This is a genomic window from Chryseobacterium foetidum (assembly GCF_025457425.1).
In the GTDB taxonomy this organism is placed as follows: domain Bacteria; phylum Bacteroidota; class Bacteroidia; order Flavobacteriales; family Weeksellaceae; genus Chryseobacterium; species Chryseobacterium foetidum.
The window spans coordinates 2,872,520-2,886,955 of sequence record NZ_JAMXIA010000001.1 but is presented as its reverse complement, the minus strand read 5'-3'; the positions used below and the strand labels follow the sequence as shown (position 1 = coordinate 2,886,955).

11 protein-coding genes and 1 rRNA gene are annotated in these 14,436 nt (G+C 35.9%); 4 read left to right on the top strand and 8 right to left on the bottom strand.

The window, feature by feature from the left end; all coding sequences use genetic code 11:
- From cas9 to NG809_RS13405, 4 genes are all read right to left on the bottom strand, one after another.
- Entirely contained in the window at positions 1 to 4,389 is a 4,389-nt protein-coding gene (gene cas9, locus NG809_RS13420; protein ID WP_262151433.1) for a type II CRISPR RNA-guided endonuclease Cas9, read from the bottom strand.
- A 341-nt stretch (positions 4,390 to 4,730) separates the two neighbouring features.
- Complete coding sequence (locus NG809_RS13415; RefSeq protein ID WP_262151431.1) at positions 4,731 to 5,174, bottom strand: carboxymuconolactone decarboxylase family protein; 444 nt, start codon at positions 5,172 to 5,174, stop codon at positions 4,731 to 4,733.
- A 5-nt stretch (positions 5,175 to 5,179) separates the two neighbouring features.
- The gene (locus NG809_RS13410) at positions 5,180 to 5,611 is read right to left on the bottom strand and encodes a DoxX family protein (protein ID WP_262151429.1); all 432 of its coding nucleotides are present in this window, start codon (positions 5,609 to 5,611) and stop codon (positions 5,180 to 5,182) included.
- A 465-nt stretch (positions 5,612 to 6,076) separates the two neighbouring features.
- On the bottom strand, positions 6,077 to 6,649 hold the full coding sequence (locus tag NG809_RS13405) for a Crp/Fnr family transcriptional regulator (RefSeq protein WP_262151427.1): 573 nt from the start codon (positions 6,647 to 6,649) through the stop codon (positions 6,077 to 6,079).
- Positions 6,650 to 6,715: 66 nt separating this feature from the next.
- Between NG809_RS13405 and NG809_RS13400 the strand changes: the two genes are divergently transcribed.
- Positions 6,716 to 7,090: a DUF1304 domain-containing protein gene (locus tag NG809_RS13400; RefSeq protein ID WP_262151425.1), complete on the top strand. Its 375-nt coding sequence runs from the start codon at positions 6,716 to 6,718 to the stop codon at positions 7,088 to 7,090.
- On the opposite strand, the gene NG809_RS13395 is transcribed toward NG809_RS13400, so the two are convergent.
- Positions 7,087 to 7,911: an anti-sigma factor gene (locus tag NG809_RS13395; RefSeq protein WP_262151423.1), complete on the bottom strand. Its 825-nt coding sequence runs from the start codon at positions 7,909 to 7,911 to the stop codon at positions 7,087 to 7,089. The genes NG809_RS13400 and NG809_RS13395 overlap by 4 nt on opposite strands.
- Position 7,912: 1 nt before the next feature.
- On the bottom strand, positions 7,913 to 8,422 hold the full coding sequence (locus NG809_RS13390) for an RNA polymerase sigma factor (protein WP_262151421.1): 510 nt from the start codon (positions 8,420 to 8,422) through the stop codon (positions 7,913 to 7,915).
- Positions 8,423 to 8,768: 346 nt separating this feature from the next.
- On the opposite strand from NG809_RS13390, the gene NG809_RS13385 reads away from it, so the two are divergent.
- The 3 genes from NG809_RS13385 to NG809_RS13375 all read left to right on the top strand — a co-directional run bounded on the left by NG809_RS13385 (position 8,769) and on the right by NG809_RS13375 (position 10,977).
- Complete coding sequence (locus tag NG809_RS13385; protein ID WP_262151419.1) at positions 8,769 to 9,338, top strand: fasciclin domain-containing protein; 570 nt, start codon at positions 8,769 to 8,771, stop codon at positions 9,336 to 9,338.
- Between the two features lie 78 nt (positions 9,339 to 9,416).
- The gene (locus tag NG809_RS13380; protein ID WP_262151417.1) at positions 9,417 to 10,118 is read left to right on the top strand and encodes a ferritin-like domain-containing protein; all 702 of its coding nucleotides are present in this window, start codon (positions 9,417 to 9,419) and stop codon (positions 10,116 to 10,118) included.
- A gap of 34 nt (positions 10,119 to 10,152) precedes the next feature.
- Positions 10,153 to 10,977, top strand: coding sequence for a ferritin-like domain-containing protein (locus NG809_RS13375; RefSeq protein ID WP_262151415.1), 825 nt, complete (start codon positions 10,153 to 10,155; stop codon positions 10,975 to 10,977).
- 62 nt (positions 10,978 to 11,039) lie between these two features.
- Here the strand turns inward: NG809_RS13375 and NG809_RS13370 are convergent, their stop codons facing one another.
- The gene (locus NG809_RS13370) at positions 11,040 to 13,166 is read right to left on the bottom strand and encodes a type IA DNA topoisomerase (protein WP_262151413.1); all 2,127 of its coding nucleotides are present in this window, start codon (positions 13,164 to 13,166) and stop codon (positions 11,040 to 11,042) included.
- Between the two features lie 1,045 nt (positions 13,167 to 14,211).
- Positions 14,212 to 14,319, bottom strand: a 5S ribosomal RNA gene (rrf, locus tag NG809_RS13365).
- Between the last annotated feature and the right edge of the window lie 117 nt (positions 14,320 to 14,436).

Genomic DNA, 14,436 nt, shown 5'->3' with positions numbered 1-14,436 from the left:
CTATGCTTTAGTGATATTTCCTAAACGGTCAACATTTATCTTAATAAAATTATCTTTGATAGATTTTTTATTAAATGAAGCCGTCTTAGAATCAAATGAACCGGAAGGCTTTTGTTTCTTTTGATTCCAAGTCATATCCATTTCTTTTGGATATATGTTTTTAGCAAAAGAATTTTGACTGAAATAAATTGTGTAGCCCGAGAAATCATTTACATTATAAATCCTTTCCAACTTTGTTTTATCCAATTTATCAAAATTAATTAAATGTGGTACTTCAATTTCATCTTCTGTAGGAATGTAAACTAAATCTAATGGAGATAAAGTTTGATATAAAGCAAATCCATTTTGATTTGTTTCAGGAACTGCTTCTAAACCTTGTTTCATTCTTTCAATCACAATATCCAAACGAATACTTTCAAAACTTTTTTTACCATTCTCATCTTTATATATCGCAAAAAATAAATTGGGAGAACCTTGAACGTATTTATCAAATTTATTTCCTGTCTGTCCTAAAGCAAATCTTCCTTTTCCTTTTTCGTAAACACGAACTTTGATAATTGGTTGATGTGATTTGCCATCATTATATTTTTCAATATTTTTATTTAAATCTTCAATTCCTTCTGGCGAGAAAGCCAATTCAGTGTTATTTTCTTTTGCTTCAAGATAATTTCTGAGAATTTTCTGAATTCCCGTATCCGTAATCTTTTTGATTTTTTCCAGATTAAAGCTTGTATCCAGAGATTTTCTTGTGGCAGTAATAAATTCTCCGTTGCTCGTTTCCACCCAAGGTAAATCGATTTTTCCTGAAACCGTTTCTTCGTGTAGTGATTTTCTCATCGCCCAATTCGTTCCCGTCTGCTCCACTCTTTCTTTGGTTTTCACGCCATCTTTCTCCACATATTTTTCATAATAATTAGTGGCTTTATTAATAACACGAAGGTTTTGTTTAAAGCTTACAATAATTTTATCTAAACTATTTTTAGCTTCAACAGTGAAGTTTTCCCAAGGTTTTAAAAATTGTTTCGGAACTTCTCGTTCTATTCTTTCTCCAGTTTGCGGATGATTGTAAATCACCTTTTCAAACTTCATCAATTTCTTTTTCAAATCGTAACGTTTCGTATCCGATTTTGCTGACAGGTTATTCAATAAATTCACGTGGTCTTTCGTCGCACAAGCAATCACCAAAGCGTCCAAAGCGTGATGACGATGGTCGATTCTTTTCTTTGAAAATCCTTTTGAAAACTCAATTGGAACGGTTGGTAAAAACTTCTGATAATTCTCATTCCAAGCTGTGAAATCCGCAGAGTTTGTAAGCTGATTCATTCTTTCAAAACGCGGCAAAATCAATTCATTCCAAACGTCATTCAATCCCCAATCTTGTTTTAATTGTGTCGTAATTTTTCCGTTTCCAGGAACGATATTTTTTGAATTTACACCTTCATCTGAACCATCTTCTACTCTCACAATATTGGAAAGTACGCCTGAAATATATTTGCTGATATGACGAGTATCGTTCAACTGACGCTCAATCATTTTTTCAGGAATTTCTTCCAAAAGAAGCTTGTTTCTTTTTCCTCGATTATTAGCGTAATGCTTTTTAACAAAATCTTCATATTCTTCTGCGTCAAAAACCTTCACACTTTTGCCAAAGCCGCATTCAACGATAGTTCCACCAAACTGTTTAATAAATCCAAGTCCTATATAATTATCTTTTAGTTTATTAACCGCCGACTCACAAATAATTTTATTGCTAAAACTATCATCAAAATATCGACTTTGAGGAATGATGTGTTCAATTTCATATTCCGGCGTGAACAATTTATTTAATGGAATAATTTGTCCTGTATAAGGCGATTTATATTTTTGCTCCAACCAAAGTTTGTATCTTTTTAAATCAGATGGAGTAGGTTGTGCAGTTTTACTGATTTTCAGAATATCGTCTTCAATTTCAATATCCGATTTTAGAATTCCTTCTTCATATATTTTCAAAATTTCCTGTTGCATCGGCGAATACGGACGAACATTTTCCACTAAATTATCATTCACCATTTCAGCCAAAAGTGCTTTGATACGAAGATTAGTGTTTTCATTTTCAGAAATCTGACGAGTTAATTTATCTCGTTCTTCAGCGGGAAGTTTCATATCTCTTCCAAGCTCAATATGAATTTCATTAAAGAAATCTTTAGCACCATCTCCGTATTTCACCCAAATGTCTTTAACTACACGAAGTGTTTCCGTAATCACTTGTTCTACAATCGGGTTGCGAAGTGAATGTTGCTTGAATTCTTTTAAAAATTCTTCCAAGTCATCCGCAGAATTGAATTTTTTATTATCTCCTTCAGAATGTTTACCATAAAGAATATATTGGGCAATATGTAATCTTAAACCTTGAAAAGATTCTATTTCTGCATTTTGGAAATTCTCTAATTCTGCCCGAAGCTTATTATTAATTGTTTTATTATAGTTTTCACGGTCAACGTCAGAAATGTTTTCATCTCTTTGTTTCAACACACCTAATAATGATTCTATATTTTTAAAATAATCATCACTATATTTTAAGATTTCATCCTCATCCCAAAATTTCCCCAGTCGCATCAAAGGCAACAATTTCTTAATCGCTTTCTCCGAAAAAGAACCATATTCACTTTTAAACGGTGGGAACTTTTTGAAAGCTTCGAAGAAAGAATTTTCATCCAGATTATTTTTTCCGGCAAACGACTTTAATGCTTTTTCGTATTCAATTTTATCATTTACAGAATAGATGATGTGCCAAATCTTTTGCTCAATTTTTCTTGTGAAAAAATCCGCAGAAATATTCTCGACTTTATCCAACCTTGAAGAAATCATTGATTTGGTTTCGTTACAAGGATAAGGTTTGTTCTCGACAAAATTCCAGCGATATTTTTCTACTTCTGCGTTAATCAGTTTTTTATTGAAATCCTTTTTTTCCAAAAGAAATTTGATTAATGGTTTTTGTTCAATCTCTTTTCTATTATTTAAAAACTCAAACAGATTTTCAAAATCTTCAGTGGTATTTAAAAACTCTTTTGTAACATTGGAATCATCATCTCTCAAATAAATATTCAGGTTATATATCCATTGCCAAAGCCTAAATTCCTGATAATACGGATTAGATTTTGGAATAGCTTTTAAATATTGAGTGTGCTCTACTCCATTTTCGTCTTTATATTTTCTTAACTCCAATGTGCAATTAGAAATAGAAGACTTTTGACTTCTCAATGGTCTTTGATAGAAAATAATATCATCCATAAAAAGATGAACAAATTCTTTTTTGCTCAAAGTCAATTGATGCGCTTCGTTGTTTCGATACAATTCACGAACGCAATCGCTGTACAAATCATCATTTTTCAGTTCCTGATGAAATTCTTTCTGCTTTTCTAAAATTTGTTTGAGTTCATCTTTATAAAATTTTCGCTCAATTGTCCGAACCAATTTTCCTTTGATTTTTTGTTTCGGATTTTGAAGAAGTGTTTCATAAATATAAGTTCCCACGGTTTTGTGAGACTTGTCGATTTCCTGTTCGGTTTTAGTCTTAATAGCAATCCAATCTTTTTCAGAATCAACAGCTTTGAAAGTTCTTTTAATATCGCCATTTTTCAAAAAGGACTCAGTTACAATAAATTCTTTTACACGCTCAATCCAATCTTCAGTTTTTACAATTTGTTTATCGTATTTCCATCCATTCTCAAAATAAACATCATACAATATTTTGCCTTTTATATTGTCTCCAGAATCAACAATCTTTTCAACCTTCAGACGTACAAAAGTTTTATCTTTTTCTTCTTCAAAATCTTCACCCCGCAATTGATAATAACCACGTTTCTGATTAAAATTCAAAAGAATCCAAGCCAACTCTTCTTTCTCTATTTTTTGGGAAAGCGCTTTTTTGCGGAGATAATAAATCGTCCAGTCATAAGGAATTTTTTTATCGTTTTCTAAAAGTTGAGGTTGATGATTTTTAAAATCGGCAAGCATTTCTTCAAAGGAATTTTTAAAAATAAATCCTTCTTTATTATAAGCTAATTTCGGTTCGGTTTCTTCCTTGAATTTTCCAAATCTTTTAGTAAAATCAATTTGCGAAGCATAATATTCAGGAAGAAAATTTAAAACATTTAAAACTCTGTGAAGCCTTTCTCTTCTTAATAAAAATCTTTCACGCAATCTTCTGACTCCTCTGTAACCAGTTCTCGAAGCAGTTTGAGAAACAGAATTCCCTTTCCCAAATTCTCCCAAAATATCCTGAGACATTGGAATAATTCTACTTCCCATCCCAAGAATTTCTCCTTGTTTATTTTCAAAGTATTGTTTGATCAACGACCAACCAATAGAGTTAGTTCCCAAGTCTAATCCAAGTATATTTTTTATCATAATTATTGAGTTTTTTGAAATTGCTTAAAAATAAACAGAAAAAAATTAAGTTCCTTACGGGTTTCATCAATTGCAATAAAAAAAATATTTTTATCTTTGAAACCGAAAGCAATTCACAATAAGGATTATTCCGTTGTGAAAACATTTGGGTCACCTCTTGTCCATAATCAGGAGGTTTTTTTATGCCCAACTGTTTTTAGTGAATGCTACTCATTTCCCTCTTTAAGTTTACTATAAATAAAAAAAAATCTCCACCTTTTCAGATGGAGAAATATCCTTGACGTTCTAGTCAAACCTACTAAAATTGCTTCAGTGGAGAAATTTTACTATAATTTGAAATATTATTTTGCAACCGGCAGGTGCGTTGAAATCGCAATTCTGTTCCACATATTGATGGAAACTGCTGCCATAATAATGTCGGCAATCTGGCTTTCATTGAAAACCGTTTTTGCTTTCTGATAGGTTTCTTCTGTAAGGCCTTTATGGCTGATCAGTGTGATTTCTTCGGCCATTGCGAGAATGATCTGTTCTTCATCAGAAAAAAGTTCTGCAGCCTCTCTCCATGCATTGAGAAGGAAAATTCTTTGAGGTGTTTCTCCATACTTCAGGGCATCTTTGGTGTGCATATCCAGACAGAAGGCACAGCTGTTGATCTGTGATGCTCTGATTTTTATCAATTCTTTCTGAATCGGATTTAAAAAAGAGTTCTGAAGGGCTGCCTCCATTCCTATTCCTGCTTTGTAAGCGGCACTGTGTACAGTTGCCATGTTGAATCTTGCGCTCATAACTGTTATGATTTTTTAATTAATGTATCTATTGAATATTTATAATCTGACTGTACGGAGAGTAAAAAAGCGGCTGCTGAACCTATCCATACTGAATAATCCAGAGGTGCTTTTACTCCTAAAGCTACGCTCATTGAAAAAGCAAAAATCAGAAGTAGAAAACCTGTTCCCAATGATGCCCATTTTGTCTTAATTCCAAAGATCAGCATCAGCGGAAAAAGTATTTCTAAAAATGTTGCGGCATAAGCTGAAAAACTTCCCACGCTTTCAGGAAGAAAAAAGGTCAACTGTTGTGTGTATTTCTCAAAGTTTTCCCAGTTTCCCCAGGCTGAATTTTCACCCCAAAACCCGAAACGGTCTGCCACAGCAGAAAGCATTGTCACCGAAAGGGCCAGTCTTAAAAATAACTGTGGAAGAGGTTGGAGTGTGTTTTTCATTGTTTTTATTTACAGGACAAAGTTCAGAATATCCCGACAAAATAATCTTAAACTGGTTTAAGAAAGAAGATAATTTTTAGAATAAGATAACAGTTTGGTGGAAAGTTGAACCATTAAGAGAATTAAATGGTTAAGTTTTTTTTTAAGAATCTGCAAAGCAGATTTAAGTTTGTATGATGATTAAAAATTGCAGTTTTTTAACAATATTAAGTCATACTTTTTTCCTCCCTTGAGGGTCGGGGTAAAGAAAAAAGACAACAAAAATTTTGTTTTATTTCCTACTTCAGAAAAAAAGCTTAGACTATGCATGGCCTGACATCGCTGAAGCCATCTAAATTATATTTGAAGAAATACTTTTTAGTTACAGTTTGTATACTCTCATTAATGAACCAGGCTTCGATTACGCTCAGCCTGACAGCGCTGCATGAGTTCTAAAGTTATAGTTGATAAGATATCAAACCAAAATCACAGTTTCAGCTTTGCTCTTATCTCGCTGAGATATTCCGGTGTAAAACCTAAAAACGATGCGATGAGATACTGCGGAATTCTTTGAATAAACCATGGATATTGTGTGCTGAAATGCTGATACAGTTCTTCTCTCGAAAATTCATACAGATAACGGATTCTTCTTTCGGAGGCTGCGTAGGCTCTCTGATAAACCATTCTGAAATACCTTTCCAATTGTGGATGTTTTTCAAAAAGCAACTGTTGACTGTGGTAATCTAAAACGAGAACCAACGATTTTTCAACCGCCTGAACAGTAAAGTCCGATTTTATCTGTCTTTCGAAAGCGAAAGTATCGGTGATCCACCAGTTTTCAATGGCGAATTCTGTGGTCTGCTCAACACCTTTACTGTTAATAAAGAATTTTCTGAGACAACCGGAAGCTACGAAATAAATGGATCGGCAGGTTTCTCCGCCCGTCATCAGATCCTGCTTTTTCTTCACCTCAATAGATTTAAAAAACGACATCACCGAAGAAAAGTCTTCCTCAGAAAGCGTGATAAATTTATCTAAATGTATTTTAAACTGATCCATTTTCAGATTTACAGGATCAAACTTAAGTTTATTTTTTTAGTTTTACATCAACAAAAAATAAACATCATGGAAATTGTCGCAAAAATATTAATCGGATTGGTAGCAGTGGAACATCTATATATTCTCTGGATGGAAATGTTTGCGTGGGAAACCAAAGGCAAAGAGGTTTTTAAATCTGCCCTTCCGCCGGAAATGTTTAAACCCACCAAAGGTTTGGCCGCCAATCAGGGACTTTATAATGGATTTCTTGCGGCAGGATTAATCTGGTCACTCCTCATTTGTGATGAAAAATGGCAATATAACGTATCGCTTTTCTTTTTGGGATGTGTTGCAGTTGCAGGAATTTACGGCGCCATTTCAGCTACGAAGAAAATCTTTTTTGTTCAGGCTCTGCCTGCTATTTTGGGAATTATTGCGGTTTTGATGAGTGCTTACCTTTAAAGTACCGTACCCATCACGTACATGTTTTCCATTGTAGGTACCGGGCTTCCACCTTCTTGCTCAAGGGTAATAGCAAATGCCTGAGCGTTTGGAATTTCTGATAAAGCAATTCGGGTATCTTTGTCTTTGCTGTACATTCCCGCACTTACAGGTTTGCCATCGGCGATTGCCCACAGCTGGTATTGTTTGCCTGAAGGAGCTTCAGGTAGATTCTGTACATTCAGATAAACTTTGGTATTGGTCTTGTCCCAGAAAACAACTGCTTTAGAGTCGGGATGGGTTTCAACTCCTGCCAGAACAATTTTCTGAAGATCAGGGTTTGAAATTAAACTCAGTTTATCGTTGATATTTTTAATCTTTTTTTCAGTCTCGTTCTGCTGATCTCTCATCGCAATGATCTGATCATCTTTTTCGGAAGATTTTGACATCCAGAAAAGGTTGGCGCCTAAGCTAATCACAAGCAGTACTGATGCTGCCACAGAAAGTTTGCTCCACAGAGATTTGGATGCGCCGGCAGATTCTACATGCACTTCTGCAGGCAACGGTATGGTATTTGTCTTTTGCAGATTATCAGTTGAAACAACAGTTTCATGCTGACTTTGAGAGATTTTAAGCCAGATCTTATCTTTTAAATCATCCGCAGGCTTTACCGCCTGAGCCGTTGCAAGGTCTTCAAGAATTTTCTGCGTTTCTTCAAAAGCATTTCGCACTTCTGCATTATGAGACATCACGCATTCTAAAATGCCTGCTTCCTCCTGAGTTGCTGTGCCCAAAATATATGCCTCAAGTATGCCTGATGATATGTATTCCTGAGTATTCACTTTATCTGTAATCTATTAACAAATCCTTTAATTTCATTAACGCATTCCGCATTTTTGTTTTCACCGTACCCAAGGGTATACTTAGCTTTTCTGCAATTTCAGACTGACTGAATCCTTTGTAATAAGCCAGATCGATAAGTTCCTTCTTATCGTCATCTAAGTTGTCCAGAATTTTACTGAAACCAATAAAGTCCTGATTATCTGATACTGAGAGTTTGGTATCGTTATATACGAAATCCGGAAGTGATTGGTTTTTTAGCTCGTTCTGAAAACTTTTTGATTTTAAATAATCGAGTGCCGTATTTCTGGCGATATTGATCATCCACGTATACAGCCTGCCTTTACCTTTATCGTATTGAGGGATAAAATTCCAGACTTTTACAAAAGTATCCTGAATGATTTCTTCTGCTGCTTCCCTGGAATGTACAATCTTCAAAATTACTCCATACAAAGCAGCCGAATAGTTTTCATATAAATAATGAAATCCATTTTCGTCATGCCTCTTAATCATGGCGATAATTTCGTCTTCAGAGTACTTTGTTTTGATGACCTGGTGTTTAAGATTTTCAAATGTAGTAAAATTATCTCTCTAAACATTATGATTAAATAAGGTTTACAGAAAATAATTAAAACTGATTTAGCAAGAAGTGAACCATTATGCATTGCATCTTATCTGATTTATTAAAAAATATTCTGATTCTAAACAAATTTTTAAAATATTTAAAGCTGATTATCAACAAGTTAAAAATTATTATTGATTTTGTAAAACTGATAATTGTCATATCCTCGTACATCACCATAAGATCACCACATAGGAGATCGAAAATTAAGATTCAAATAATTTAAAAATCAGAACAATGAACTTCACATCAAAATTCGCAGCCTTCGGAATGATCGCATTATCATTCGCATTAAGCGGAAACGCCGCTGCACAGAACATGAAAGAGAAAACAGTAATGGTTGGAGGTGCTGCCATGTACCCTTCAAAAAATATTGTAGAAAATGCAATGAATTCTAAAGATCACACAACTCTTGTAGCCGCTGTAAAAGCAGCAGATCTTGTAGAAACTTTACAGGGAGCCGGTCCGTTCACCGTTTTTGCACCTACCAATGCTGCATTTGCAAAGCTTCCAAAATCAGCAGTAGACAATCTACTTAAACCTGAAAACAAATCTATGCTTCAGGGAGTTCTTACTTATCACGTTTTACCTGGGAAATATTCTTCTAAACAAGTTTGGGAAGCAGTAAAATCAGGAGGTGGCAAAGCTGAAATGAAAACCGTTCAGGGTGAAGCCTTAACTTTCTGGACAAAAGGAAAAGATCTCTATGTAACTGATGCGAAAGGAAACAAAGCAAAAGTTACCATCGCAGACGTTAACCAGTCAAATGGTGTAATACATGTTATAGATACGGTATTGATGCCTTAGTTTAGTGTTTTTTCTGCATCGGGTGATAGTACCGGTGCAGAATTTCTTTAGATATAAACCCATTAAATTATTAATATTATGAAAAAAACGATTACTGTTCTCGGCAAGCCCACACTGGACGCCGGAAGACGAAATTTCTTAAAAATGAGCGGCGTCGGTGCCATGGTAGCCGGTCTTGCGCTTGTAGGATGTAATGATGATTTCGAAGATGTCAACACAGGAATCTTTGACCTCGGAATGGGAGATGTTGGCGTTTTAAACTATGCCTACGCTCTTGAACAGCTGGAAGCCGACTTCTACACCAAAGTGGTAAACAGTTTCTATACGAATGCATCAACTGCAGAAAAGACTGTTCTTACAGACATTTATCATCATGAGGTGATTCACAGAGACTTTTTTAAAGCTGCTTTAACAGGAGCAACAAGTCAGGTTCTTCCAAAACTTGAATTTCAGTATCCTAATGTAAACTTCAGCGACAGAAATTCAGTACTTGCAACTGCCAAAGCTCTTGAAGATACCGGGGTAGCAGCTTATAATGCAGCAGGAAAATTTATTACCAATCCGGATTATCTGGTAATTGCAGGAAAAATTGTTTCAGTGGAAGCAAGACACGCCAGTGCAATCCGTGATATGATCAACCCGGGCACAGCAGCATTTTCTGGTGATGATGTAGTGGATGCCAACGGTCTAGATGTTGCCAAAGAGCCAAAAGACGTGGTAGCCGCAGCAGGCGGATTCTTCAAAACACCGTTTACCTGGAAAGAAAGGGGAATCGGATAAAAATTAATCATCATTAACCTCAAAATCAAAAATTATGAATATTCTTAAAATACTAGATTCATTAACAGATGACGCTCTGTACACAAAATCATTATCAAGAAATGAAAATCTGAGCCAATTGTCATCTTTTGGAAAAAGAACCGCAGCAGCAGCAATCCCATTAGGATTGGGAGCTTTTTTATCAGGAAATGCAAAAGCTGAAACAAAAAAAGTTGAAACAGAAGAAAGTTTAGCATTCAAAAAAGATGCTTTAACTGATGCTTTACAGCTTGCTTTGGTTTTGGAATATCTTGAAGACGAATATTATGCTAAAGGACTTGCAGCAACAACTTTAACAATGCCAGCTGCAGACCGTATTGTATTTCAACAGATTGCTAAACACGAAAAAGCTCACGTAGCATTCCTGAAAGCTGCTATCACTTCATTGGGAGCAACGCCGGGAGCTAAGCCTACTTTCGATTTTACTGTAAACGGAGCATTTTCTCCTATGACTGATTATCAGCAGTTTCTTATCCTCGCTCAGGCATTTGAAGATACAGGTGTGAGAGCTTATAAAGGTCAGGCAGGGAATGTTATGGGTAACAAAGCGATTCTACAGGCAGCATTACAGATTCACTCGGTAGAAGCAAGACACGCTTCACAGGTGAGAAGAATGAGAATGAACAAAGGTTGGATCGAGCTTAATAATGGCGGAAGTATGCCGGCTGCTACTGATCCTGTTTACGCAGGAGAGCAGGTAACAGTACAGGCTGGATTCAACACAGCAACAGCATTTGGAGCTGAGGCAGGATCTGCGTCTTTCGACGAAATCCTTACAGGAGCACAGGCTACTGCGATTGCAACTTTATTTATTGATTAGTTTTCTCTGTTTAATATTTTAATTTTATGAACAGTAAGCATTTTTGATGTTTACTGTTTTTTTTATGATAAAATAACTTCAAAATTCTGATCCGAAAAGGAAAGTACCCCTTCAGCAACACTTTGAGGATGAGAATTGAAACCTTTCAGTTTGGAAGTTTTACCTTTTACAATAAGATCCATCAGCTGTTTTTCGGTAATTTTCTTTCCAAAGATTTCAAATGGAGCTTTAAATCCGCAGTTTTTAAAATCCGAACAGCCAACAGCAGTTTTTCCTTTCATCAAATGATTCTGCCTACATTTTGGGCACTGCATTTCTTCCCAGGACTGCAATTCCTTTTTAGGTGCCGGTTCAGTTTTCTTTTTTTCTTTTGGTTTTTCTTCTTCAAAAACAAATGATTTTCCTTTGCTATCAATCACTTTCTTGGTTAAATCTGTCACCATGGCGATGAGTTCTTCTTTAAAAGTGTTGGCCTCATATTCCCCACTCTCAATTTTTCTAAGCTTAAATTCCCATTCTCCGGTAAGCTCGGGGCTTTTCAGCACTTCATCATCAATCACATCAATCAGCTGAATTCCGGTTTGGGTAGCAATAAGATTTTTCCTTTTCTTCTCAATATATTTTCTCTTGAATAGAGTTTCAATAATATTTGCTCTGGTCGACGGTCTTCCGATGCCGTTGTTTTTCAGCATTTCACGCAGTTCTTCATCATCAATCTGTCTTCCGGCAGTTTCCATGGCTCGAAGTAAAGTAGCTTCTGTATAATATTTTGGTGGTGATGTCTTTCCCTGATGAATAAATGGATCATGCGGACCGCTCTCTCCCGCTTTAAATTCAGGAATCAGCTGCTCTTCCTCAGCGTTTTTGTCTTTATCTGACATCTCTTCTTTGTCTTTAGGCTCTTTTGCATAAACAGCTCTCCAGCCTGGCTCCAGAATCTGTTTACCACTGGTTTTAAATGGAATGGTGCCTACTTTAGCTTCAACCAAAGTATTTGAAATCTTACATTCAGGATAAAAAACAGAAATAAATCTTTTGGCAATCAAATCATAAATAAGTTTTTCTTCTTTGCTTAAGTTCTGTGAAGGAGAAACCTCGGTGGGAATAATGGCATGGTGATCCGTCACTTTCGTATCATCAAAAACAGTCTTCGATTTAGGAATGGGCTGTTCCAGCAAAGGAGCGATCAGCTCTCTGTAAAAGTTCATGCTTTTTAAAATCCCTCCAATCTTCGGATATAAACTTTCAGAAAGGTAAGTCGTATCCACACGCGGATAGGTCACATGCTTCTTTTCGTAAAGACTTTGAATGTAGTTTAATGTATTTTCGGCAGAATAGCCGTACTTCTTATTCGCTTCCACCTGAAGACCCGTCAAATCAAATAATCTTGGATTTTTCTCTTTTCCTTCCTTAATTTCAAATGAAACAATTTCAAAAAGATTTTCTTTAAGATATGAAAGACCTTTTTCTGCCCTGTCTAAAGTTTTCAAACGGTCAATTGCAGCACTGAAAACCACTTCTCTGTATTTCGTCTTCAGTTCCCAGTATTCTTCTGTGCTGAAACTGTCGATTTCTTTTTGCCTCTGCACCAACATCGCCAAAGTGGGCGTCTGCACCCTCCCGATAGAAAGGACAGCCTTGTTACCTCCAAACTTTTTAGTAAAAAGACGGGTTGCGTTGATGCCTAAAAGCCAGTCACCAATAGCTCTCGCATTTCCCGCCAGATACAGATTTTTATAATCATCAGCAGGTTTCAATTTTTCAAAACCTTCTTTAATAGCTTCTTCTGTCAAAGACGAAATCCATAAACGTTTGATTGGTTTGTCACATTTAGCCTTCTGAAGCACCCATCTTTGGATCAGTTCACCTTCCTGCCCGGCATCACCACAGTTAATCACTTCATCGCATTCACTTACCAGTTTCTCAATTACTCTGAACTGGTTTTCCACCCCCTTATTCGGAATCAGTTTAATCCCAAAGTTTTTAGGAATAATCGGAAGAAAAATAAGGTTCCACGATTTCAGTTCCTGACCGTAATCGTGGGGTTCCTTCAGGGTACAGAGATGCCCGAAAGTCCAGGTAACGCAATATCCATTTCCTTCCATATAGCCCTGTTTAGGCATCGTTGCACCTAAAACTTTAGCTATATCCCGTGCTACACTTGGCTTTTCTGCGATACAAAGTTTCATCTGAAATAATAAGATTATAATCTGCAAAAATCGACAAATAAAAGTCTAAAAAAAAATTGCATCAGGAGTTTTTTATAAAATGAACTCTTCCGTTGATGAATATTTTTCACAATTTTTTTAGGAGCTTTTTCCTGCTATCCGCTGTATCTTTTTTGCTTCAGAAAAGTTATTTATCAAAACAATATTTATTAAAAAGCAAAAAAGGATGCCGCTTCTATCAGGGCTAGGGAAGCGTGCTAGGAAGAATATTTATTGCTGAGAAGAAAAAATTCTATGAGTACTGAGCAATGGGTAATGGGTAATGATTGATGAATGATGTTGTGTGTTGGATGTTGGGTGATAGGTGCCTGAGACGTTATGAATTATTGTAAAGGAATACGATCACAGTTCATTCATTAACCATTATTTTTTTAAATAATCAGTTAGAACTTTCAGGGTTGGGGAAGTGAGCTAAGTTGAAAGGTATTTTTTGAAAGGTGACGAGTCATGGATTGATGATTGATGATTGATTATTGATGCATGATGTTGGGTGTTGGATGATGGGTGCCTGAGACATTATCCTTTTTTTATCAAAAGTACGGTAAAAGTCGTTCTGTGAATGGTTTACTGTCTGCCAGCTAAGATTTTGATTCCTGCCAGCAGCTATATCCCGTATCTTCAATTTTGAATATTAAATCCAAAATTTTACATTCTAAATTTTGAATTTCGCATCCCGCACTGATGATTGATGAATGATGAATGATGAATGATATTGGGTGTTGGACGCCACAGATATATCATTTTTTTTAATCAAAAGCACGGTAAAAGCTTTCTGTGAATGGTTTATTGTCTGCCAGCTAAGATTTTGATTCCTGCCAGCAGCCGTATCGTGTATCTTAAATTTGAATCCCGCATCGCACCCCGTATCTCGCATCCCGAACCTTGAACCTTGAATATTGAACCTTGAACCTTAAATCTTAAATCTTGAATTTTAAATCTTGAATTTTTTTGCGTTTCGCGCAAAAAAAATCCCCAATCAAATAAATGATTGAGGATTTGAATAAAAAACTGGCGGCGACCTACTCTCCCGCTTTCGCAGTACCATCGGCGCTGGTGGGCTTAACTTCTGTGTTCGGAATGGGAACAGGTGAGCCCCACCGCTAAAACCACCCTAAAGGCTGTATATAACGTAGGGACGTACTGTTGTATAATGTATAAAGTATGTAAGCGTTGTGCTTTACTCTGTACATTGTACTTTCATACATTCTACATAATTTTATCGATAAAAACA

Coding starts and splice junctions, on each gene's coding strand:
- cas9 (WP_262151433.1), bottom strand. CDS start 4,389: ATGATAAAAAATATACTTGGATTAGACTTGGGAACTAACTCTATTGGT.
- NG809_RS13415 (WP_262151431.1), bottom strand. CDS start 5,174: ATGAGCGCAAGATTCAACATGGCAACTGTACACAGTGCCGCTTACAAA.
- NG809_RS13410 (WP_262151429.1), bottom strand. CDS start 5,611: ATGAAAAACACACTCCAACCTCTTCCACAGTTATTTTTAAGACTGGCC.
- NG809_RS13405 (WP_262151427.1), bottom strand. CDS start 6,649: ATGGATCAGTTTAAAATACATTTAGATAAATTTATCACGCTTTCTGAG.
- NG809_RS13400 (WP_262151425.1), top strand. CDS start 6,716: ATGGAAATTGTCGCAAAAATATTAATCGGATTGGTAGCAGTGGAACAT.
- NG809_RS13390 (WP_262151421.1), bottom strand. CDS start 8,422: ATGATTAAGAGGCATGACGAAAATGGATTTCATTATTTATATGAAAAC.
- NG809_RS13385 (WP_262151419.1), top strand. CDS start 8,769: ATGAACTTCACATCAAAATTCGCAGCCTTCGGAATGATCGCATTATCA.
- NG809_RS13380 (WP_262151417.1), top strand. CDS start 9,417: ATGAAAAAAACGATTACTGTTCTCGGCAAGCCCACACTGGACGCCGGA.
- NG809_RS13375 (WP_262151415.1), top strand. CDS start 10,153: ATGAATATTCTTAAAATACTAGATTCATTAACAGATGACGCTCTGTAC.
- NG809_RS13370 (WP_262151413.1), bottom strand. CDS start 13,166: ATGAAACTTTGTATCGCAGAAAAGCCAAGTGTAGCACGGGATATAGCT.